Annotated in this window: 20 protein-coding genes; 7 read left to right on the forward strand and 13 right to left on the reverse strand. The window is 39.1% G+C overall.

The window, feature by feature from the left end:
* Nucleotides 1-204 precede the first annotated feature (204 nt).
* The gene (gene bshC, locus RM539_RS05525) at nt 205-1,830 is read left to right on the forward strand and encodes a bacillithiol biosynthesis cysteine-adding enzyme BshC (RefSeq protein ID WP_311502434.1); all 1,626 of its coding nucleotides are present in this window, start codon (nt 205-207) and stop codon (nt 1,828-1,830) included.
* A gap of 1 nt (nt 1,831) precedes the next feature.
* On the forward strand, nt 1,832-3,196 hold the full coding sequence (locus RM539_RS05530) for a pyridoxal phosphate-dependent decarboxylase family protein (protein ID WP_311502668.1): 1,365 nt from the start codon (nt 1,832-1,834) through the stop codon (nt 3,194-3,196).
* A 218-nt stretch (nt 3,197-3,414) separates the two neighbouring features.
* On the opposite strand, the gene RM539_RS05535 is transcribed toward RM539_RS05530, so the two are convergent.
* Nucleotides 3,415-4,122, reverse strand: coding sequence for a YqjF family protein (locus tag RM539_RS05535; RefSeq protein WP_311502435.1), 708 nt, complete (start codon nt 4,120-4,122; stop codon nt 3,415-3,417).
* Between the two features lie 300 nt (nt 4,123-4,422).
* Complete coding sequence (locus RM539_RS05540; RefSeq protein WP_311502436.1) at nt 4,423-5,148, reverse strand: SIMPL domain-containing protein; 726 nt, start codon at nt 5,146-5,148, stop codon at nt 4,423-4,425.
* Nucleotides 5,149-5,232: 84 nt separating this feature from the next.
* On the opposite strand from RM539_RS05540, the gene guaA reads away from it, so the two are divergent.
* Genes guaA through RM539_RS05560 form a run of 4 tightly spaced genes read left to right on the forward strand, consistent with a single transcriptional unit; the run spans nt 5,233 to nt 9,694 of the window.
* Nucleotides 5,233-6,762 carry a glutamine-hydrolyzing GMP synthase gene (gene guaA, locus RM539_RS05545; RefSeq protein WP_311502437.1) on the forward strand — a complete coding sequence of 510 codons (1,530 nt, stop codon included), beginning with the start codon at nt 5,233-5,235 and terminating at the stop codon, nt 6,760-6,762.
* A 31-nt stretch (nt 6,763-6,793) separates the two neighbouring features.
* Nucleotides 6,794-8,761, forward strand: coding sequence for an amino acid ABC transporter substrate-binding protein (locus tag RM539_RS05550; RefSeq protein WP_311502438.1), 1,968 nt, complete (start codon nt 6,794-6,796; stop codon nt 8,759-8,761).
* Complete coding sequence (locus tag RM539_RS05555; protein WP_311502439.1) at nt 8,751-9,152, forward strand: OsmC family protein; 402 nt, start codon at nt 8,751-8,753, stop codon at nt 9,150-9,152. Before RM539_RS05550 ends, RM539_RS05555 begins: the two co-directional genes overlap by 11 nt.
* Complete coding sequence (locus tag RM539_RS05560; protein ID WP_311502440.1) at nt 9,152-9,694, forward strand: DUF922 domain-containing protein; 543 nt, start codon at nt 9,152-9,154, stop codon at nt 9,692-9,694. The genes RM539_RS05555 and RM539_RS05560 overlap by 1 nt, the downstream gene beginning before the upstream one ends.
* Here the strand turns inward: RM539_RS05560 and RM539_RS05565 are convergent.
* The 9 genes from RM539_RS05565 to RM539_RS05605 all read right to left on the reverse strand — a co-directional run bounded on the left by RM539_RS05565 (nt 9,691) and on the right by RM539_RS05605 (nt 18,389).
* A complete protein-coding gene (locus tag RM539_RS05565) occupies nt 9,691-10,635 on the reverse strand; it encodes an NAD(P)H-dependent flavin oxidoreductase (protein WP_311502441.1) in 945 nt (314 codons plus the stop codon). The two genes, RM539_RS05560 and RM539_RS05565, sit on opposite strands and share 4 nt — an antisense overlap.
* A 20-nt stretch (nt 10,636-10,655) precedes the next feature.
* Nucleotides 10,656-11,885 (reverse strand): tRNA 2-thiouridine(34) synthase MnmA, encoded by a 1,230-nt coding sequence (gene mnmA, locus RM539_RS05570; protein WP_311502669.1) that lies wholly within the window; start codon nt 11,883-11,885, stop codon nt 10,656-10,658.
* Nucleotides 11,886-11,974: 89 nt separating this feature from the next.
* Nucleotides 11,975-12,406: a lipocalin-like domain-containing protein gene (locus tag RM539_RS05575; RefSeq protein ID WP_311502442.1), complete on the reverse strand. Its 432-nt coding sequence runs from the start codon at nt 12,404-12,406 to the stop codon at nt 11,975-11,977.
* Nucleotides 12,407-12,626: 220 nt separating this feature from the next.
* On the reverse strand, nt 12,627-14,486 hold the full coding sequence (yidC, locus tag RM539_RS05580; protein ID WP_311502443.1) for a membrane protein insertase YidC: 1,860 nt from the start codon (nt 14,484-14,486) through the stop codon (nt 12,627-12,629).
* Between the two features lie 42 nt (nt 14,487-14,528).
* The gene (gene pyrG, locus RM539_RS05585; RefSeq protein WP_311502444.1) at nt 14,529-16,169 is read right to left on the reverse strand and encodes a CTP synthase; all 1,641 of its coding nucleotides are present in this window, start codon (nt 16,167-16,169) and stop codon (nt 14,529-14,531) included.
* A 125-nt stretch (nt 16,170-16,294) separates the two neighbouring features.
* On the reverse strand, nt 16,295-16,528 hold the full coding sequence (locus RM539_RS05590) for a DUF3820 family protein (RefSeq protein ID WP_311502445.1): 234 nt from the start codon (nt 16,526-16,528) through the stop codon (nt 16,295-16,297).
* 13 nt (nt 16,529-16,541) lie between these two features.
* Nucleotides 16,542-16,919, reverse strand: a complete 378-nt coding sequence (locus tag RM539_RS05595) for a response regulator (RefSeq protein WP_311502446.1) — start codon at nt 16,917-16,919, stop codon at nt 16,542-16,544.
* The gene (locus RM539_RS05600) at nt 16,916-17,785 is read right to left on the reverse strand and encodes a phytochrome family protein (RefSeq protein WP_311502447.1); all 870 of its coding nucleotides are present in this window, start codon (nt 17,783-17,785) and stop codon (nt 16,916-16,918) included. The genes RM539_RS05595 and RM539_RS05600 overlap by 4 nt, the downstream gene beginning before the upstream one ends.
* 16 nt (nt 17,786-17,801) lie before the next feature.
* Nucleotides 17,802-18,389: a carboxymuconolactone decarboxylase family protein gene (locus RM539_RS05605; protein WP_311502448.1), complete on the reverse strand. Its 588-nt coding sequence runs from the start codon at nt 18,387-18,389 to the stop codon at nt 17,802-17,804.
* 270 nt (nt 18,390-18,659) lie between these two features.
* Here RM539_RS05605 and RM539_RS05610 point away from each other — a divergent pair, with 270 nt between their 5' ends.
* The gene (locus RM539_RS05610) at nt 18,660-20,189 is read left to right on the forward strand and encodes a GH3 family acyl-acid amido synthetase (protein WP_311502449.1); all 1,530 of its coding nucleotides are present in this window, start codon (nt 18,660-18,662) and stop codon (nt 20,187-20,189) included.
* Here RM539_RS05610 and RM539_RS05615 read toward each other — a convergent pair.
* Complete coding sequence (locus tag RM539_RS05615) at nt 20,186-20,761, reverse strand: hypothetical protein (protein WP_311502450.1); 576 nt, start codon at nt 20,759-20,761, stop codon at nt 20,186-20,188. The two genes, RM539_RS05610 and RM539_RS05615, sit on opposite strands and share 4 nt — an antisense overlap.
* Before the next feature lie 269 nt (nt 20,762-21,030).
* Nucleotides 21,031-21,483 (reverse strand): DUF4168 domain-containing protein, encoded by a 453-nt coding sequence (locus RM539_RS05620; protein WP_311502451.1) that lies wholly within the window; start codon nt 21,481-21,483, stop codon nt 21,031-21,033.
* Nucleotides 21,484-21,620 lie beyond the last annotated feature (137 nt).

A 21,620-nucleotide genomic window follows, 5' to 3' on the forward strand; every position in this document is an offset into this window, starting at 1 on the left:
TGACTGCCGTAAATATAGTGCAGCAGGCTTAAATGCAAACCCTATATTTGAAGAAATGGATGAAAATTGCGGGTAGCGGAATTATGTCTGATTTTTTTATTGAATTTGTATTTTTCTTCTTCCTGTTAATAAAGTCCTAAATCAAAGAGAATTTATATTCCTGTCTAAAAGGCCTTATCTTTACCAAAAAATTGTTTCAAGCGCATGCCTTCAGAATGTATACCTTACTCCGAAACTAATTATTTTTCCAGGCTTATTCTTGATTACCTGGACCGTAAAGAAGATTTAAAAAAATTCTATAGCCGCTATCCTGAAATTGATAATTTCGGGCAGCAGATTGAGGAAAAAATGGATTCTTTTTCGGTAGAAAACCGTAAAGTCCTCGTTGAAGTATTGGAAACCCAGTATGAAAATATACACACTTCGGCAGCTACGGAAGCAAATATAAAGGCGCTCGGCAAAACAAGTACTTTTACCGTTACCACAGGCCACCAGCTCAACCTCTTTTCAGGGCCGCTGTATTTCGTTTATAAAATTATTTCTACCATTAATCTTACCCGGATGCTCAAAGAGAAGTATCCTGAGTATGATTTTGTGCCGGTTTACTGGATGGCAACCGAAGACCACGATTTTGAAGAAATCAGTTTTTTTAATTTAAAGGGAAAGAAATTTAAATGGAACAGCACAGAAGAAAGAGCGGGTAAAACTGCTGTGGGTTATCTTTCTACTGAAGGCCTGCAGGAAGTTTTTAATCTTTTTTCCGCAGAAATAGGAGTGGGGGAAGATGCCGACTTTCTGAAGAATTTATTTGAAACAGCCTATCTGAAACATGATAACCTTACCAATGCCACCCGTTTTTTAGCCAATGAATTATTCAGGGCATACGGACTTGTAATACTGGATGCGCAGGATAAAAAGCTGAAGAAATTATTTGTTCCATATGCTAAAAATGAACTTTTTCAGCAGATTTCTCATGAAAAAACTTCTAAAACAGCTGAAGCTCTGGCCGGTTTAGGATATAATATTCAGGTAAATCCGCGGGAGATTAACTTGTTTTATTTAACTGAAGATTTTCGGGAAAGGATTATAGAGCGGGAAGGTGCTTTTTATGTTCATGAAATGGAGAATATCAAGTGGAGCCGGGAAGAACTTTTGGCCGAGCTGGAAGAGCATCCGGAACGTTTTAGCCCAAATGTGGTAATGCGTCCTTTATATGAAGAAGTAATTCTTCCAAATCTCTGTTATATTGGCGGGGGAGGAGAACTGGCTTACTGGTTTGAACTGAAGGCTTATTTTGAAGCTGAAAATGTGACTTTTCCCATACTGCTTCTGCGGAATTCGGTACTGGTGCAAACAGAAAAACAAAAAAGCAAGAGGGAAAACCTCAATATTAGTAATAAAGAGCTTTTTCTGAAGCAATATGAACTCATCAACAGAAAAGTGCGAAAAATATCAGATATAGATATTGATTTCAGTCCGCAAAAGGAACATTTAAAGGAGCAGTTTCAGCAAATGTATGAGTTAGCTGAAAAAACCGATAAAACCTTTCTTGGAGCTGTAAAAGCCCAGGAGGTAAAGCAGCTAAAAGGCCTGGAGCATTTGGAAAAGAGATTGTTAAAAGCCCAGAAGCGTAAATTAAAAGATGAGGTTACCCGTATTTCAAAACTTCAGAATGAGCTTTTTCCCAACGGCGCGTTGCAGGAACGGCAGGCTAATTTCTCTGAATTTTATGCGCAACATGGGGAAGAGTTTATCACAACCTTAATTGAACATCTAAATCCGTTAGACGAAAACTTTAAAATTTTGACTTTTGGACAAGAACAAAAATAAGATGCATACCATAGATATGGACCTGGTGGAAATGACGCTGGACGTCATGAAGTACGCCATAGACCGTATCTCCAACGTAACTCCCGAAATGGGAGCTCCCAAAAAGGAAGATGAATTATTTCAAATTGTGGGCCAGACCATTACTCCCGAAGGAATTGGGGGCGAAAATGCTTTTAAGCTTTTTCGTGATGTACTGGTAAAGGCTACCGTGCCAATAGACCATCCTCGCCACCTTGCTTTTGTGCCGGCAGCCCCAACAAGGGCAGCAATAATGTTTGATTTGGTTACATCGGCCTCCAGTATTCATGGCGCTTACTGGATGGAAGGCGCGGGAGGAATATTTTGTGAAAACCAGGCAATGAAATGGCTGGTTTCACTTACCGGTTTGCCGGAAGGCGCTTTTGGTGTTTTTACCAGTGGCGGTACTGCAGCCAATCTTTCGGCAATGGTTGCCGCGCGGGAAGAATGGCGGGCACGAAATTCGGCCAATGTTGGCGTGAAAGCATTAATGTTAACTTCACACGGGGCGCATAGTTCTATTCAGGCTATGGCTAAAGTTATTGATGCCGATGTGGTGATGATAGATTGTGAAGAAGAGAATCTCACCGGGCGGGAACTGGAAAATGCTATGAATGAACTTGAGGAAAAAGACCGGAAAAGGCTTTTTGCAGTTGTGGCTACCGGTGGGACCACAAATGCCGGTATTATTGATGAGCTGCATAGCATTGCCGATGTATGTGAAAAGGAAAATGTCTGGTTTCATGTAGACTGCGCTTACGGCGGCGGGGCTTTAGCTGCCGACTCTGTAAGGCCTCTTTTTAAAGGAATTGAAAAAGCAGACAGTATTACTATAGACCCTCATAAATGGCTATTTTCACCTTATGATTGTGGTGCGGTAATTTATAAAAATCTGGAGCTGGCAAAAAATGCCCATGCACAGGAAGGTTCTTATCTTGAAATTTTCAGGGATGAAGGTGCACAGGGTTTTAATCCGGCAGATTATCAAATTCAGCTTACCAGAAGGGTTCGCGGAATGCCTTTATGGTTTTCACTGGCCATGCACGGAACAGATAAGTATCGCCAGGCTATTGAAAGGGGAATTGAGCTTGCACAAATTGCTGCCAAAAAAATAGAAGAAAGGGAAAATCTTGAACTGGTAAGGCCTCCAAGCTTATCGGTAGTTTTATTCCGAAGAAAAGACTGGGCTGCGGAAGATTACCGGGACTGGACCTATAAAAATCATAGTGACGGATTTGCCCTGGTGACTCCAACTAAGTGGAAGAAGGAAACCGTATCGCGATTTTGTTTTATCAATCCCGATACTACTGAAGAGGACATAGATTTGATTCTGGAATCTATGGAGTAGAACAGAGTTTGAAGTCGACATTGCGAGCGTAATGTAATGGAGCGAAGCAATCTCATAATCTGAAGTAAGAATGATATTTTGATTCATCTAATGAACAGATTGCTTCTGCTGTTGCCTCGCAATACCGGGTTAGAATTGGTATTGCATTTGTTCCCCTCCTTTTTTAAGGAGGGGTGCCCGAAGGGCGGGGTGGTTTGTAATAGAATCAATTACATATGCTATTTCAACTTTCCACGATACTCTGCGGTGGTTTTAGAGCCTTCGGCTAAAATGATGGAATGTGGTTTTGCATTGTTAAGATGGGAAAAATCATTTCCGAAGAGCTTAAAATCTGCTTTTATAGAGTAGTTTTTTACTTTATAGACTTGCCATAACGGGTGCACAACGTGATATTCATTGGTTACTTTTTCGCTATGTTTGCCGTAGCCCCAGAGACGCTGGATTAAAAATTCAGTTTCAGAATTCTTATCGACGTTTAAAGGATTTTTATCGGCGCTGACTTTAAAGTGCTGCCATTCATTTTCTTTTCTCCAGAAATAACCATATTTGTTAAATTCTGCGAATTTTTCTTCAGTGTGCCGCATCGGCATGTTTTGGTAACTTTCATGTAACAGATTATTAGCCAATATTGTGAGGCTTATTTTGTCGACTATTTCAGAAATAAAAACAACTCCCTGGCGCCATTCTTTTCCGTTGAAATGTTTTACATAAAAGCGTAGATTAACTTCTTCAAAACTAGTATGAAAAGGAATTTTAATCCCGCCAACGGCTACATTTTTAAACTGAAAACCAACTAGGCTCACAAAACATTTTCCGTGGAAAAAATCTATCTCAGTGTATTTTGGCAGGTAGCTTTCCAGAATTTTCGGTGAAACTATATAATTGGCAAATGCCAGTTTTTTCCATTCACAGGTAAGAATCCCCATAGTATTGATCTTTGATGTTTCTTTTAAGAACCTCTTTAAGGTAGGGAAGTAACATTATAGTAAATTCAAATTAAGGATTTTCAGAGATAAATTATGACAAAGTTGTGCAGTTATAGAATGTGATTATCTAACTGTTTAACCCTTCCGTCTTAATCTTCTGCCGATGATTAATCCACCTTCCCTTAAAAATAGGGAAGGAGCTTTTCTACTGTTTTTGTTCCCCTCCTTTTTCCAAGGAAGGGTGCCCAAAGGGCGGGGAGGTTTTAAAACTTGTAGCCTATAGCTTAAAGCTTATCATTCTTAATCTATTTCATACTCCAGTCGCATAGTGATAGAAGCGGTTTTTCGCTTATCGGCTGTATTATAGGCGCCACTCCAGCTGTAATCTTCGCCGCTGTTCTGGCCGGTGATCTGGAAAACGCCCATGTCGGCACGCTTCAGTTCCCCAAGGCTGCCACCGCTGTTTTCAGCAATTCTTTCAGCTCTTAAGCGTGCATCTTCGGTAGCTTTGGAAATCATTTCTATTTTTAAATTGGCTATTTTGGTGTAATAATATCGCGGCGGAGTGGAATTAAACTGGACACCTTTATTGAGAAGTTCAGTAATTTCGCGGGAAACATTTTCAATAAGTTCCACGTTGTTGGATTCTATTTTTACGGTTTGAATAAGTTCGTAGCCTTTAAAAATACTGCCAACAAAATTCCCATTTTGATATTGGTTTTCCTTTTGCTCATTTGTTTGAACGGAGTTAAAGACGATATTTTTCGGTTTAATTCCTTTATCAATTAGGTACTGCCTTACTGTTTCTTTATCATTGTTCAATTCATTATATGCCTCTTCCAGGTTTGGGCTCATTCGGCTAAATTGCCCCTCCCAAACAATCAGGTCAGAAGTGAAATTTTCACTGCCTGAGCCTGTAACCGAAATTGTTCCGTCGGGATTTGCCCGGCTTACATAAGAATTTCCTAAGAATACTGCTGCGACTACAATTGCGATGGAGAATATAATGGCGCTAATGTATTTCATAATCATGGGGATTTTAGAGAGAATTAAAGGTATAAAATAATAAGATTGCTATTTTATTTTTACCTCAAATTCTTACTTTTGCACATGCAACAAAACGTACTTATCCTAGATTTCGGCTCGCAGTATACCCAACTCATCGCGAGACGTGTAAGAGAATTAAATATTTATTGTGAAATACATCCTTTTCATAAGGTTCCTGAGGATCTTTCGGGTTTTAAAGCCGTGATTCTTTCTGGAAGTCCTTTTTCAGTAAGGGCTGAAGATGCGCCGCATCCCGACCTTTCAAAAATAAGGGGAAAATTGCCAATTCTGGCGGTATGCTACGGTGCGCAATATTTTGCGCATTTCCATGGCGGAAAAGTAGAACCTTCAGAAACACGGGAATATGGCCGGGCAAACCTTTCAGTAATAAAGGACAAGGAGCAGCTTTTTGAAAATATTCTTGAAAATTCTCAGGTGTGGATGAGTCATAGCGATACCATCAGGGAGTTACCCGAAAATGCCGTACGCCTTGCCAGTACAAGTGATATACTTAATGCTGCATATCGAATTGAAGGAGAACAAACATTTGCCATTCAGTTTCATCCTGAGGTTTATCACTCTACAGACGGGAAGCGACTTTTGGAGAATTTTCTCGTTAAAATAAGTGGCGTGGAACAAAGCTGGACGCCGGGAGCTTTTGTAGATTTAACAGTTTCGGAATTGCAGGAAAAAGTAGGCGACGGTAAAGTGGTACTGGGCTTGAGCGGAGGAGTTGATTCCACGGTTGCTGCTGTTTTGTTAAATCAGGCAATCGGGAAAAATCTTTATTGCATATTTGTAAATAATGGTTTGCTGCGGAAAGGCGAATTTGAAAGTGTTCTCGATCAATATAAAGATATGGGATTGAACGTGAAGGGAGTAGATGCTTCAGCACGTTTTCTGGATGCCCTTGCAGGAATTAGTGATCCCGAATTAAAGCGAAAGGCGATAGGGAATACTTTTATTGAAGTTTTTGATGATGAGGCTCATGAAATTACTGATGTAACTTATTTAGCGCAGGGCACTATTTATCCCGATGTGATTGAATCTATTTCAGTAAACGGGCCTTCAGTTACCATCAAATCCCATCACAACGTTGGGGGATTGCCCGATTTTATGAAGCTGAAAGTGGTGGAGCCGTTAAGGATGCTCTTTAAAGATGAGGTGAGACGAGTTGGAAAAGAACTTGGGATAGACCCTGAATTACTTGGCAGGCATCCCTTTCCGGGGCCTGGACTTGCTATCAGGATTCTTGGGGATATCACTGCTGAAAAAGTTAAAATTTTACAGGAAGTGGATCATGTCTTCATTCAGGGCCTTAGAGACTGGATGCTTTACGATAAAGTATGGCAGGCAGGAGCAATTCTTTTACCGATACAATCGGTGGGAGTTATGGGAGATGAGCGAACCTACGAACAGGTGGTAGCTTTAAGGGCAGTAGAATCTACGGATGGAATGACGGCTGACTGGGTGAACTTACCTTACGATTTTCTGCAAAAAACATCAAACACAATAATTAACAGGGTGAAGGGCGTTAACAGAGTAGTTTATGATATAAGTTCAAAACCGCCTGCCACCATTGAATGGGAATAAAAGTTGTTTTGAACAATAAAAAATATTGAAGATGAAATACCTTTTCGCGTTGTGTCTAATGTTTCAGATTTTTACTTTTGAAGCTTTAGCCCAGCAATATCAATATCATACTGTGGCACCGGGAGAGACTGTAAGCAGTATAGCACGAACTTATAACATCACGAAAGAGGATATTTATAAATATAATCCTGACGCAAAAAATGGTATAGACGCTTCTGCAAAACTGGTTATTCCTTTATCATCTTCCGGGGAGGCAGTTAGCACACAGGGGGCTGTCTCTTTCAGGACTCATAAAGTTGCTAAAAAAGAAACCCTTTTTGGACTTTCACAACAATATAATGTGGAAATAGATGAAATAAAGCGCTACAATAAACATCTTTATTCTGAAGAGCTGCAAACCGGGGAAGAAATTCGTATTCCTGTAAAAGCGAATCAGGATGCTGCGCAGAATTCTAATGCTGCCGCTGCAACAGCATCACCGGAAACAAATCAGGCAAAGCCACAGGAGACCAGGAACACCCGGGAACATGTAGTGCTCCCGAAGGAAACAAAATACGGAATTGCCCGTAAATATGGCCTTACTGTGCAGGAACTGGAAGAGATGAACCCCAAAGTGGGAGTGCTTCAGCCTGGAATTATGCTGAAAGTAGGAACTAATGTCCTTGATGATTCTGTTATTATTACTGATGAAACTTTTGAATTTTATGAGGTAAAGCCGAAGGAAAATTTCTTCAGGCTTACCCAGAGATTTGGAATAGATAAAGATTCTCTAATAGCTCTTAATCCAGCACTTACAGATGGAGTGAAATCCGGGATGGTATTAAAAATTCCAGCAGATCCAGATACTAATACTACTGATTTGAGTATTGATAATTTTGATGAAGCTTCAGGAAAAAGCATAGATCTAAAAAATGACATTTCAAATTTTGAAACCAAAGAGGTGGTGGTTATGTTGCCTTACAACTTGAATAAAATAGAAAACGATTCCACCAAAACTTATAAAGATGCCATTTTAAATGATAGGGTGCTGCGAATTTCCCTTGATTTTTACAGCGGGGTTCTTATGGCTGTAGAAGAGGCAAAAGATTTGGGGATTTCTACCAATCTTAGGGTTTACGATACTAAGCAGAATGCCCAGCAAGTCAATAATATTATTAATACACATAACTTCAGTAATGTAAATGCGGTTATTGGTCCATTACTGCAGACTACTACAGAAGCCGCTGCGGCACAGCTTTCCGCAGAAAATATTCCGGTAATAAGTCCGCTTTCCAATAAGGCAATGAAGCCTTATATGAATTTATTCCAGTCCCGTCCTACAGATGAAATGTTGGTTGATGCCATGCTAAACTATCTGCAAAAGAACGCCGGGAATAAAAATGTGGTGATTATTGCCGATGGAACAAATTATGAGATAAAGAGCAGGCTGGGTAGAATCCTTTCCAATGCACGGTTTGTTAACCCGTCTGAAGGATATGTTTCAGAAAATGCTATGAATGCGGTCTTAGATCCTAATCGTGAGAACTGGGTGATTTTAGAATCCAACAATGTAGGTATTTTAAACAGTGTAACTTCAGGCCTTAACAGGCTGGCCAGAGATAAAAATATTAGTCTGCTAACTACCAGCAAAGGCAGCGGGTATGATAATGATAATGTTGCAAATGAGCACCTGGCAAGGTTGAAATTTCGTTATCCTTCCGTAGATAAAGAATTTGATGAAAATGTTTCTAAAGAATTTATAGAAGAATATACTGAAAAATATGGGGTGAACCCGAACCAGTATGCGGTAAGAGGATACGATCTAACTTTGGATGTTTTGTTAAGGCTCGCAACTGCTGAAGATTTGTATGATTCTTTTGAGCGCTATAAAGGTTATACGGAGTATAATGAAAATAAATTCCATTACCTGCCACGTTCTGGTGGAGGCTTTCATAACGATGCAGTATATATTATGCGCATAAATCCGGATCTAACTTTAAGTGTAGAAAATGACTTCTAAAGTAGTTTATAAGGGTAATTTAAGGATGGAGGCAGAACATCTTCAAAGTGGTGCAAAAATAATAACAGATGCACCCGTGGATAACCATGGAAAAGGGGAAGCCTTTTCTCCTACCGATACTGTGGCAACGGCATTGGCATCCTGTATGCTTACCGTAATGGGAATTAAAGCTGAAGCTATGAAAATTGATATTTCGGGTGCTACGGCTTCGGTAAACAAGACCATGGCAGCTGATCCACGAAGAATTTCTAAAGTTGAGGTAGTAATAGAATTTACCAGGGAATTTGAAAATAAAGAAAAAAAAATCCTTGAAAATACCGCCAGAAATTGTCCGGTGCTACATAGCCTTCATCCGGATATGGAAAAGAACATCAGCTTTCACTATAAGTAATGGCCAGACTTTTTCTCATTATTTGCCTCTTTTGTAGTATTTGCTGTTTTTCTCAACAAGAAAATGAGAAAATAAAATGGCAGGAAAACCAGCCACTTGTGTGGTCAGATTTTAAAGGAAAACCTGTAGCATTAAGTCCTTTTAAGGCTAATACCAATGCCGGAATCAGCTTTTCCTGGAGCTATAGCAGTAAGAACGGTGTTGCAAAATTAGATTATGTAATTGAGAGTTTTTTCTACCCGCAATCTTCCTGGAAGAAAGAAATTATAAAGAAGGATTACCTGCTGGCGCATGAACAGGTACATTTTGATATTGCCGAACTTCATGCCAGGAAATTTCGAAAAGCAATTTCAGAATATGAAATTGGTGAAAATATAAAGAAAGATTTGATCGCACTTTACAAAAAATTCGAACAACAGCAGAAGGCCATGCAGCAAAAATTTGATTCGGATACTAACCACAGTAAAATTGAGGAAGAAGAATTAAAGTGGAGGGAATTTGTGCAGGAGGAACTTAAAAAATACAAAGCCTACATCGATTAGAGTCTGGCTGCCCCGGCTTTTGCCTTTTCAAAATCTTCAATAATTTCTTTAACAATTTCGGCAGCAGGTTTTATGTTATGAATGAGTCCGGCAATTTGTCCTATTTCGAGTTCTCCTTCTTCAAGGTCTCCTTCAAACATTCCCCTTTTTGCCCGTGCCCGTCCTAACAACTTTATGAGATCTTCTTTTTGTGGATTTTTAAGGTAAAGCTCCTGAATATCCTTATAAAATTTATTTTTTAAAAGACGTACCGGAGCAAGCTCTTTGAGTGTTAGCACCGTATCTCCTTCCTGCGCAGCAACTACAAGATCCTTAAATTTTTGATGGGAAGAGGCCTCGTGGGAAGCAACAAAACGGCTTCCTACCTGTACAGCATCGGCGCCTAAAATCATAGCAGCCAGCATGCTGCGGCCTGTGGCAATTCCTCCCGCAGCAATCAGTGGAATTTCCAGTTTTTCCTTTACCATTGGAATAAGGGTGAAAGTTGTGGTTTCATCCCGGCCATTATGTCCCCCGGCCTCAAAACCTTCAGCAACAATAGCATCAACACCGGCTTCCTGAGACTTTAAAGCAAATTTGAGGCTGCTCACCACATGAGCCACTTTTATTCCATTTTCCTGTAAATGTTTTGTCCAGGTTTTAGGATTTCCTGCTGAAGTGAAAACAATGGGAACTTTTTCTTTAATAATAATTTCCATTATATCTTCTACATTGGGGTAGAGCATGGGAACATTTACTGCAAAGGGATTATCTGTGGCTGCTTTACACTTTATAATATGTTCCTTTAAAACATCAGGATACATAGAGCCGGATCCTATAATTCCAAGTCCGCCGGCGTTGCTAACAGCGCTGGCCAGTTTCCAGCCACTGGCCCAAACCATTCCTGCCTGGATTAAAGGATATTTTATCTTAAAAAGTTCAGTAATTCTGTTACGGGACATGCAGTCAAATTTTTTCGAAGTTAAGAAATAACTCCTGAACCTAACAACTCATCCCCCTCGTACCATGCTACAAACTGGCCTTCAGTAATAGAAGCCTGCGGTTCATTAAAGACAATGTACATTCCGTTTTCTATCTGGTACAGTTTTGCTTCCTGTAAAGGCTGCCGGTAACGGATGCGAGCTTTTATTCCCCATTCTTCATCTGCTTTTAAAGCAAGGTCTTTTCTTACCCAGTGTACTTCATCCTTATTAACAAAAAGTGCTTTCCTGTAGATGCCGGGATGATCTTTTCCCTGGCCGGTGTAAATGATATTTTCCTCTACGTCGGTATCAATTACAAAAAGCGGTTCAGGCGTTCCTCCAACGGCAAGGCCTTTACGCTGGCCCTTAGTAAAGTAATGGGCTCCCTGATGTTTTCCTACCACCTTGCCATCTGCAGAGGCATATTTGTACTTCTGAGACAGGTGCTTTAATTCTTCAGTTTTTGAGGTAAATTCTTTTCTTTTTTCGGAATAACATTCTCTTTCGGCTTCAATTTCTATAATGTTTCCTTCTTTAGGTTGTAATTTCTGCTGAAGAAAATCCGGTAGTCTTACCTTTCCGATGAAACATAAGCCCTGGGAATCTTTTTTATCTGCCGTCACCAGATTTTGCTCTTTGGCAATTTTGCGGACTTCAGATTTTTGCAGTTCCCCGATTGGAAAAAGACTTTTTGCCAATTGCTCCTGTGTGAGTTGACATAAAAAATATGATTGATCTTTGTTATTATCTTTTCCAGCCAGCAATTGATAAATTTTATCTCCATTTTTATCAATTTCAGCTTTGCGGCAATAATGGCCTGTAGCCACATAATCTGCCCCCAGGGAAAGGGCTATTTTCATAAAGACATCAAACTTTATTTCGCGATTGCACAGTACATCGGGATTAGGCGTCCTGCCACGTTCGTATTCGTTGAACATATAATCCACGATACGTTCCTTATATTGTTCACTAAGGTCTACAGTTTGAAAAGGAATACCCAATTTTTCAGCAACCATCATAGCGTCATTACTATCATCCAGCCATGGGCATTCGTCCGAAATAGTCACCGAATCATCATGCCAGTTCTTCATAAAAAGGCCAATCACCTCATAACCCTGCTGCTGCAGCAAATAAGCTGAAACACTGGAATCTACACCTCCGGATAAGCCAACAACTACTTTTTTCATATTTGCTTCTTCAGTTTGCCTCTTTAAAGTCGAAAATTTCAGCGCAAAATTACGAAATAAATAAGGGCGACAAAAGTCATAAATAAGGGCGACAAAAGTCGCCCTACATCTGGAATTTATGTCTAGTACAATTATCTTTTTTCAAAAACAATATAAGGATCGTTATTAGGATCGTCACTGGTTAAATCATCCGGATAGAAAGAGAACTCGGTTTCGCTGGAAAATATTACTGTACCTTCACGGGGCCCTAAGAATGGAATACTAAATGTATATTTTGATTCCTCATCACCTTTACTCCAGTTGCCTTCTTCTTCCTCTGAAATACAGTTGCTACTTGTAGTTACGGTGTAATATTCCGAGTAAGCAGTATTATCGCTGTTAAAGGTAATATTTGAATCTGAAGTACAGTCGTTAACTACAAAAGGAAGATTTCCAGCATTATTGATTTCAGCTAAATACCAGGTGCCCAGAATCTGGTCATCAGAACTTCCGGAGGCATCATCGTCACTGCTACAGGCTGCCATAGCCATCATTGGGATTAATAGGATAAATAATCTTTTCATAATAAGTAGGTTTTATTTGGGATGTAAATATATTGGAATTTTATTTGAATGTCTGCTAAAATTAATATGAATCGTTATTATAAAACTGCCTGTTCCAGTAGAAAAATTTAATTCAGGAGTATTTACCAGTTTAGTTGTTGTTCCGAAGAAATGTCTTAAAAAAAGAAAGGTGCGTAAATATCAATTATTTACACACCTTTAGATTAATAATAAAAGGAATTTATTTTTTTCCTCGTTTTTGCTGTTCTTCAGCCTGCTCCATCATTTCCTGCATTTTTTTAGTGAAGCGGTTTTGCTTTTTAGGCTTTTGCTTGTTCGCCTGAATTTTAGCATGCACTTTTTCATCATCAACAATCACATGTTTAATTACCAGCATGATTCCAATGGTAATAAGATTGGAAACGAAATAATACAAGGAAAGTCCACTGGCATAATTATTAAAGAAGAAAAGCATTAACAATGGCGAGAGGTACATAATAAACTTCATATTAGGCATTCCCGGTTGCTGGCTTGCCTGCATATTCTGTCCCGTGGTCATCATCATATAAATGAATATTGCGATAGAAGCCAGAATAGGGAAGAGACTCACGTGGTCTCCATAGAACGGAATGGTGAAAGGCAAATTGGCAATTACATCATAACTCGAAAGGTCATCTGCCCAAAGGAAACTTTTTTGCCTTAATTGAAATGCACTTGGGAAAAACTGAAACAGTGCATAGAATACCGGGATTTGCATCAGGGCCGGCAAACAACCACTCATTGGGCTGGCACCTGCTTTGCTGTAAAGCTTCATGGTTTCCTGCTGCTTTTTCATTGGGTTGTCCTTGTGCTTCTCATTGATCTCATTTATCTCCGGGCGCAGGATTCTCATTTTGGCCTGGGATAAATAGGATTTATAAGTTACCGGAGATAATACAATTCTTACCACAATGGTCATTACAATAATTGCAATCCCATAGCTTGGCAGGAAGCTGCTTAGAAAGGCAAAAAACGGTATAAAGATATACTTATTAATCCAGCCAAAAATACCCCATCCAAGAGGAACAATTTCATCCAGGTTACGATCGTAATCATCAAGAATCTTATAATCTGTAGGGCCATAATACCAGTCCATATTGTAGGTAAGTTCGCCTCCCTGAAGTTCCAGCGGAACACTGGTTGCAAATGCTTTGGTGTAAACCGTGTCTACCTCTTCATCTTCCACAAGATTTTCTGAACGGAACTGTGCCCGTTCAAATGGCGTATCGGTTAGAAGAATAGAGGAAAAGAAGTGTTGTTTATAGGCTATCCAGGCAATATCTTCTTCCTCGTCCTCATCAAGTTCTCCCTGCCCCAAATCATCATCTTCATCTCCGCCGTAACCATAGTTGAGCGTGGTGTACCTGTTTTCGTAGGAAATACTTTTAGAATGGCGATAGCCTTTTAATTTCCAATCCATGTTGATGGACTGGTTACTGTCAAAAACATCATTAAGGCCCTGTGAGCGTATGCTGAAGCCCATCATATACTCATTAGGTCTCAGCACGTAACGGTACTCCAGAAATTCATTTTCGGAAACCTTCAGTTTCATTGAAAGAACATGGTTCTCCCCACTTTGAGAAAGCTCGGGTTCAAAGTAAAGATTTTCCGTGTTCAGGCTGCGGCCATCAGTGGTTGAGAAATTAAGGTTAAATGATGCATTACCGTCTTTAATAAGATAAACCGGAATGGAATCAAAAGTTTTAAAATTTTTCAACCTGGCTTCAGAAATATATCCACCTTTGTTTTCAACAGTAATCTCCAAAACATCATTGGAAACTGTTGTAGTATTTTCAGAAGCTGACTCAAGTGTAGTGGAATATCCAAAAGCTCCCAACCGTTGTTGTGCCGCAGCAAGAGCAGTAGAATCCCGATCTGCGTAAGAGGCTTCTGCTTCAGGGGTAGGCGTGTTTTCGGCTTCTTCTATTTTAACCTGTTCAGATTCCTGTTGTTCCTGTAGCTGGGCTTTTTCTGTAGAATTGTTGTACAACATCCACAAGAGAATTCCACCAATAAGTAAAAATCCAATGATGGATTGAATATCTATTTTCTTTTCTTCCATTCTAAATTGCTATAGCTTGGCTTTAGTCAAAAAAATGACCAATTATGATTTGTGTGCCAACTTGGCACTTTTAATTTTGGAATGTTCGTGTGCGGCCTTAACGAATGCAACAAATAAAGGATGCGGACTGGCAACTGTACTTTTATATTCAGGATGGTACTGAACACCTACAAACCAGGGGTGCTCCTTAAGTTCAATCACCTCCACAAGGCCTGTTTCAGGATTAACACCCGTTGAAGCCATGCCGGCTTTTTCCAGTTGTTCCCTGTATTTATTATTGTATTCGTACCGGTGACGGTGCCTTTCCTTTATTTCATCCTTTTTATAGGCATCTTTTATAATAGAACCTTCAGCAAGTTTACAATCCCATGCACCCAAACGCATGGTGCCACCCATATGTGTGATGTTTTTTTGCTCTTCCATAATATCAATAACAGGATGTTTGGTATGGGCATCCATTTCGGTAGAACTGGCATTTTTTAGCTGCATTACATTTCTGGCAAATTCTATAACCGCCATTTGCATCCCAAGACAAATCCCCAGGAATGGAAGTTTGTTTTCCCGCGCAAAACGTACCGCATCTATTTTACCTTCAACCCCACGTTCTCCAAATCCGGGTGCAACCAGTATGCCATCCAGGTGTGCTATTTTATGCTGAATGGTGTTCTCATTAATAAATTCTGAATGAATACTTTCCACATTCACGAACACCTCATTCTCTGCACCCGCATGAATAAAAGATTCCAGTATAGATTTATATGAATCCTGAAGTTCTACATATTTACCTATTAACCCTATTCTTACTTCAGCTTTCGGGTTTTTATGCCTTTCCAGAAAATTGTTCCAATGTTTCAAATTAGGAGTGGAGTCATCGGGTAAATTCAGCTTTTTGAGCGTTACTGAATCCAGCCCCTCCTTCAGCATCATATTGGGAACATCATATATAGTATCGGCATCTATGGACTGGATAACAGCTTCCTGCCTTACGTTACAGAAAATTGCCAGTTTTCGACGTATATCATCTGAAAGTTCATGCTCGGTTCGGCATACAAGAATATCGGCTTTTATCCCACTTTCCATCAGGGTTTTAACGCTATGCTGGGTGGGTTTGGTCTTAAGTTCCCCTGCAGCTGAAAGAAACGGAACCAATGTAAGGTGAATTACCAGTGCATTGTCATCTCCTAATTCCCATTTTAACTGCCTCACCGCTTCTATATATGGCAAAGATTCAATATCGCCCACTGTACCGCCAATTTCGGTGATTACAATATCATAATGTCCTTTATTACCCAGAATTTGTATACGTTCCTTTATTTCATTGGTGATATGCGGAACCACCTGTACGGTTTTTCCAAGAAATTCACCCCTGCGTTCCTTTTCAATTACACTCTGGTAAATTCTGCCGGTAGTTACATTATTTGCCTGGGAGGTATTAACATTTAAAAATCGTTCATAATGCCCAAGGTCGAGATCTGTTTCGGCGCCATCTTCGGTCACATAACATTCCCCGTGTTCATAAGGGTTTAATGTTCCCGGATCTACATTAATATAAGGGTCTAGTTTCTGAATAGTGGTTTTGAAGCCACGCGCCTGTAAAAGTTTTGCCAAGGAAGCTGCAATTATCCCCTTTCCTAAAGAAGAAGATACGCCGCCGGTAACAAAAATATACTTGGTTTCGGCCATTTTGGAAGTATTTGTTGCGTTCTTTTTATTCAGGGCGCTAAATTACGAATAAGAAAAGGAAAAGAGGACAAGTTATGTAGGTAATATTTTGGGCTTTTTAAGAAGAAATTCTGCCTTACTAGAGGTTAGCGGGGATAATTTATTCTTAGTTTTTTAAGAATTCCTTCCATTCCGTTCAACTTCAGTTCATAAACCTGTTGCATCTGGTTCCCAAGCTTACCAGCAGGAAAACCTTTTTGTTTATACCACACCAAATAATATTCAGGAATATCAGATAAATAGTAATCTTTATATTTTCCATAGTACATTTTAGCATGTGCCAATTCAAGTAGTTCCTTATGATCGGGTTTTATTTCCACAGCTTCACCAGATTTAAAGTTGTTTTTGTTGTAGATTATTGGCCAGACTTGTAAATTTTTGCTTGTTTAAAGGCTTTACCACGTATTCTATTACCCAGGGATAATTTTCTGCTTTTTCATGATCCAGCTCACTGGTGCTTGAGGTAAGAATTACGGTGCGGTGAAAGATTCCGCGGCTTTTCATTTTTTCCAAAAATTCCCAGCCGCTCATTTCGGGCATATTAAGATCCAGAAAAATAAGAGCATCATCCTGTTCATTTTCTACTATTTCAAATGCTTCCAGCGGATTGGTGAAATCTTTTATGTTTTGAGTATAGCCTTCAATTTCCAGTAATTTCCTGGTAATAAAGTTAGCAATAGGCTGGTCATCTATCAAATAAATTGGATTCATACTTTTTCGGCTTTAAGCTTCACCAGTTCATGGGAAGCCATTTCAATTACTTCTTTTAATACCACATCCATTTCTTCTACAGAGGAATAAAGTTTTGGAAACAATTCTTCGCGACAGGTTTTATCATCAAATACCTCAAGCAGTTGCGTTATTCCCTGGATTCTGGATAATGGTTCTCTCACATTATGGGCGTTTAGGGCTGAAATGTGGAGTAATTTTTCATTCTTTTTAACAATCTCCCTGGTACGTTCTTCAATTATTTCTTTCTGGTTTTCTACAATCTCCCTGATTTTTCCATTTTGATCTTTAATAGTCTGATAAGCCCGGGCGAGGGAGGTGCTTCTCTCAGCCAGCTTGTTCTTTAGGAATATTTCCTGGAATTTAGCTTCCAGACAGTCTGTTACGAGCTTTAATATTTCCACATCTCCATAAGCAAAGGGTGTAAGTTCATCGGCAACAAGGGATACCAAAACTTTGCGTTCATTCTTCTGAAAAGACCAGGCCCATAACTCGGCATTTTGCAACTGCGAAGGCTTTATTTTATGTTTCAATATTTCCTGCGGTATCTCAAAGGTTTTTATGGGAACACCATTTTTCAATAATTCCTGCTCATAGAGCAGAAGGGATTGTTCTTCAATCATGCTATAGGAAACATTATCTCTAAAAATGGAAAGGAATAAAAACTGATCTTCCTGCTGAAACAACATTTTAATAACATGAAAGTTAAGAAGGTACTTTAAATGCAGTTTCAGCCCTTCAATTACTTCAGGTATTGTACCACAACGATTTATACCATTGGCAAATTTTGAATATGCCTCATAGGTAATCCTATAGTGCTGGGCAATATTATTCTTTATAGAAGACATTTATTCCTGATAGAAATTATTCAATAGTTTCCAGGAGCTCGTTGTCAATTTTTATACCCGAAACATCTGCAATGGTATTCAGCATGTTTACAAGGTCTGCCTGCGCCATTAGTTCCTGGATTTCTCTTCTTGAAAATCCGGTATCCTGAAGTTCTTTAAAGTCTTCATTAGAAATATCCTTATGATTAAGTGCCGCTTTGGTTACCACATTTACAGCTATACGATAGCTAACCGGCATAGTTGGCGAATCGATATTTTCAGTAGCTTTAAAACCCTCTTCGTCAGAAATCATTGAACTCATACTATCGGCAAAAATCCCATGGGCGTGGGAGCAATATTCACAACCTCTTTTACGGGAAACATTGTAAATAATAAGTTGTTTAAGAACATTAGGTACTTCACCTTCCATCAAGGTATTTTTAAGTTTGCTCCAGTTGCCTTTAAGCAGTATAGCATTGTCTCCCTGGCATTTAAACCAGTTTAAAACAAATGGAAGTTGGAGGGTTTTTTTGGTGTCGTCGTAGATAGCTTTCACCTCAGGTGAAGCTTCATTATAAGGTACCATTTTAAACCTGCCCGGATGAGCAGCGGGTTCCTGTATCATAGTGGTTAATTTTAATTGATAGATTGGGTTATCCTGAAGGTCTTATCCTTCAACAGCAAAATAATGATAAAAAGTTTAAATATTAAAATTGTGTGAAAATTTTATGGTTTGTTTAATAGAAAACTGGAGAGAGTAGGAGAAATACTTGGCTTAAGATGAATCTAATAATCGAATAGTTAAAAGTTTTATAATTGGATATTATTGTGATGATGCTTTATATGGTTTTAAATATTTTCGGAATTAAATATTAACGTAAATAATAAGAGGTATATGGCCATAATGGGTTCTATAATAAAAAGCCTGATAGATCTCAGGGACAATTTGGTTTCTGAGGCTGATGCTGAAAAAGCACAACGTGAAGAGCTTAAAAAGATGCTGGAAAAGGCTAAAGATACAGCATTTGGTAAGTTCTATAACTTTGCCGGTATTTTGGAAGCTGAAGACATAGAAGCTGCTTTTGCAGAAAAAGTTCCCTATTTCGATTATAACAAATTAAATGAGGAGTGGTGGAGCAGATTGCATGAAGGACAGGAAGACGTTACCTGGCCCGGTAAACCACCATATTTTGCGATAAGTTCCGGTACTACCGGTAAATCCAGTAAGAAGATTCCAGTAACTCAGGATATGGTTGAATCTATTAGAAAAGCCGGAATCAAGCAGGTTAGTGCTCTTAGCAATTTTGACCTGCCGCCTGATTTTTTTGAAAAGGAGATTATGATGTTGGGTAGTTCTACAGATCTGCACCAGGAGGGAGATCATCAGGAGGGAGAAATTAGTGGAATAAGTGCCAGCAATATACCTTTTTGGTTTCGTGGCTATTATAAGCCGGGTCTGGAAATTGCCAGTATCGAAGAGTGGGACGAGCGGGTCCAGAAAATAGCGGAAACTGCTAAAGATTGGGATATTGGCGCCATTAGTGGTATCCCTTCATGGACAGAGCTTATGATTAAAAAGGTTATTGAATACCACGGCCTCAATAATATACATGAAATCTGGCCAAACTTTAGGGTGTATGCATCCGGAGGGGTAGCTTTTGAGCCTTATGAGAAAAGTTTTAATGCCTTATTAGAGCATCCCGTACAGGTGGTTGACACCTACCTTGCTTCAGAAGGTTTTCTTGCGCTTCAGGACAGGCCAGATACGCATTCTATGAAATTAATCCTGGATAATGGTATTTATTTTGAATTTGTTCCTTTCAAACCAGAATATATAAATCAGGATGGATCAATAAAGAATGAAGCTCGGGTTCTTTCCCTTTCTGAAGTTAACGGAGAGGAAGATTATGTCTTGTTAATTAGTACAGTCTCCGGCGCATGGCGTTATCTAATAGGAGACACCATAAAGTTTACTGATGTTGAGAAACATGAAATACGAATTACCGGAAGAACAAAGTTCTTTCTTAATGTAGTAGGATCTCAACTCTCGGTCAATAAAATGAATGATGCGGTAAAGGAACTGGAAGAGAAATTCGACATTAAGATTCCGGAATTCACGCTTGCAGCAGTACGTATAAATGGCGAATTCAATCATTCATGGTACCTGGGGACCGATGCTGATATTGAGGATAGCAAATTAGCAGATGCCCTTGACGAAGCTCTTAAAGATGCTAATAAAAATTATAAAGTAGCACGATCTAAAGCCCTTAAGGGTGTAAAAGTTACCAAAGTACCTCCGGAATTATTTCCGGAATGGAGCGGGGCCAATAAGAAAAAAGGTGGTCAGGTGAAAATGGAAAAGGTAATGGATGAAGAGAAATTTGCGGAATGGGAGAAGTTTGTTAAAAAGCAATTAAGCTCCTAATCCTCATCTTTTAGTTCCTCAACCAGGTCTATAATTTCTTCCTGAGAAAGATAAAGGGTCTTAATACGGTTTTTGTACTTCTCTGAAAGATCGGCGTGGTTGAGGATAAAATCTTTAGTAGCAATAATATATTCCCCCAATCCGTGATTTACTGCATAAGTATCTGCGGCCCTCTCTGCTTCTTTCAAATACCTGCGGGAGGTAATATATCTTAACCCAAACCAGGCCATAGCTAAGGCACTGCGATCCCTGTAATCCATAATATGTCCAAGTTCATGTCCTATCCATCCAATTAGTACATCAGAGGCGACATTGGTGAGATCAAACTCCTTTCCTTCAATACTAAAGCGTTCGCTCATGTTTACAAAATAAGAACGTTTGCCTTTAGCTTTTAAAAAATCGCCCACTTTAGGCTGAGCCTGCATAAAGGATTTTTTAATATTTTTTTTAAACCTAAATTCTATAGGAACATTCTTTAATTCCGGATAGTGCGATAACGCAATATAGGCTTCTCTCCAAATCACATCCGGTACTGTTTTATTATTGAATTCAAGGCTGTCTTTTTGATTCATAGGCTGCGAAAATGCTTGGATGGAAAAGAGAAAGGGTAAAAAATGGAAAAAAAAGTACGTTTTGCGAGTCAGATCCAATTTTTAAATTTAATAGATTAACTGATATTTTCCGGATAAAGTTAAGTATAATGCCGAACCTGAAGAAGGTAGCAGAGTTAAAATCGGTATAAAACCTTACACCTTTATAAACCTTAATATTCAGAGGAAATTCATGAACAAAAAAAGCAACCTTTCGGTTGCTCTTTTCATAATTTATTTCATGGAAATTTTTACTGTTGACCACCGCCACCTAACATTTCCTGTAGCCTTTGCTGCATTTCCTGATCAGTTTGCAAAGCCATTGCCAGCTTTTCATATCTCTCTACTGTAAAACCTTTGTCTGAGATAGCATTTTCCATTTCAGTCTGAAATTCACTTTGCATACCTTCAATAGCTTGTACCGCAGAATCATATTTTTCCTGTTGCTCGGCAGTAGCCTGCATCTCTTTATTAGGGTTCATAGATGCCTGGTACATTTTATTGAACTGCTGAATTTCAAGTCCTTCATTTTCTACTACACCCACCATTTTTTGCTGAGCCTGCTGATTGATCATTCTGATTTCCTGATAAGCCTCTGCAAATTTTGCAAGTTCGTCATCATTAACATCTACTTCAACTTTTTGTTGCGGCATTGGCTGCGTTTGTGCAAAAGCACCAACAGAAAGAAGTAAACTTAAAATCATCAGAAGATTTCTAATTTTCATGGATCTTAACATATCTGTATTTTTATTTTTTACTATTTGCTCAAACATAATAAACTCCTCAGAGGAGGAAAAATTTTTCCCGGAAGGATTGCTTATTTTATTCTGCAATTAACTGA

Origin of the sequence: Autumnicola musiva (assembly GCF_031846585.1) — a bacterium.
In the GTDB taxonomy this organism is placed as follows: Bacteria; Bacteroidota; Bacteroidia; order Flavobacteriales; family Flavobacteriaceae; genus Autumnicola; species Autumnicola musiva.

What these genes read in the sequence shown, in the direction of transcription:
- bshC (WP_311502434.1), top strand. Translation starts at nt 205, where the DNA reads ATGCCTTCAGAATGTATACCTTACTCCGAAACTAATTATTTTTCCAGG.
- RM539_RS05530 (WP_311502668.1), top strand. Translation starts at nt 1,832, where the DNA reads ATGCATACCATAGATATGGACCTGGTGGAAATGACGCTGGACGTCATG.
- RM539_RS05535 (WP_311502435.1), bottom strand. Translation starts at nt 4,122, where the DNA reads ATGGGGATTCTTACCTGTGAATGGAAAAAACTGGCATTTGCCAATTAT.
- RM539_RS05540 (WP_311502436.1), bottom strand. Translation starts at nt 5,148, where the DNA reads ATGAAATACATTAGCGCCATTATATTCTCCATCGCAATTGTAGTCGCA.
- guaA (WP_311502437.1), top strand. Translation starts at nt 5,233, where the DNA reads ATGCAACAAAACGTACTTATCCTAGATTTCGGCTCGCAGTATACCCAA.
- RM539_RS05550 (WP_311502438.1), top strand. Translation starts at nt 6,794, where the DNA reads ATGAAATACCTTTTCGCGTTGTGTCTAATGTTTCAGATTTTTACTTTT.
- RM539_RS05555 (WP_311502439.1), top strand. Translation starts at nt 8,751, where the DNA reads ATGACTTCTAAAGTAGTTTATAAGGGTAATTTAAGGATGGAGGCAGAA.
- RM539_RS05560 (WP_311502440.1), top strand. Translation starts at nt 9,152, where the DNA reads ATGGCCAGACTTTTTCTCATTATTTGCCTCTTTTGTAGTATTTGCTGT.
- RM539_RS05565 (WP_311502441.1), bottom strand. Translation starts at nt 10,635, where the DNA reads ATGTCCCGTAACAGAATTACTGAACTTTTTAAGATAAAATATCCTTTA.
- RM539_RS05575 (WP_311502442.1), bottom strand. Translation starts at nt 12,406, where the DNA reads ATGAAAAGATTATTTATCCTATTAATCCCAATGATGGCTATGGCAGCC.
- yidC (WP_311502443.1), bottom strand. Translation starts at nt 14,486, where the DNA reads ATGGAAGAAAAGAAAATAGATATTCAATCCATCATTGGATTTTTACTT.
- pyrG (WP_311502444.1), bottom strand. Translation starts at nt 16,169, where the DNA reads ATGGCCGAAACCAAGTATATTTTTGTTACCGGCGGCGTATCTTCTTCT.
- RM539_RS05595 (WP_311502446.1), bottom strand. Translation starts at nt 16,919, where the DNA reads ATGAATCCAATTTATTTGATAGATGACCAGCCTATTGCTAACTTTATT.
- RM539_RS05600 (WP_311502447.1), bottom strand. Translation starts at nt 17,785, where the DNA reads ATGTCTTCTATAAAGAATAATATTGCCCAGCACTATAGGATTACCTAT.
- RM539_RS05605 (WP_311502448.1), bottom strand. Translation starts at nt 18,389, where the DNA reads ATGATACAGGAACCCGCTGCTCATCCGGGCAGGTTTAAAATGGTACCT.
- RM539_RS05610 (WP_311502449.1), top strand. Translation starts at nt 18,660, where the DNA reads ATGGCCATAATGGGTTCTATAATAAAAAGCCTGATAGATCTCAGGGAC.
- RM539_RS05615 (WP_311502450.1), bottom strand. Translation starts at nt 20,761, where the DNA reads ATGAATCAAAAAGACAGCCTTGAATTCAATAATAAAACAGTACCGGAT.
- RM539_RS05620 (WP_311502451.1), bottom strand. Translation starts at nt 21,483, where the DNA reads ATGATTTTAAGTTTACTTCTTTCTGTTGGTGCTTTTGCACAAACGCAG.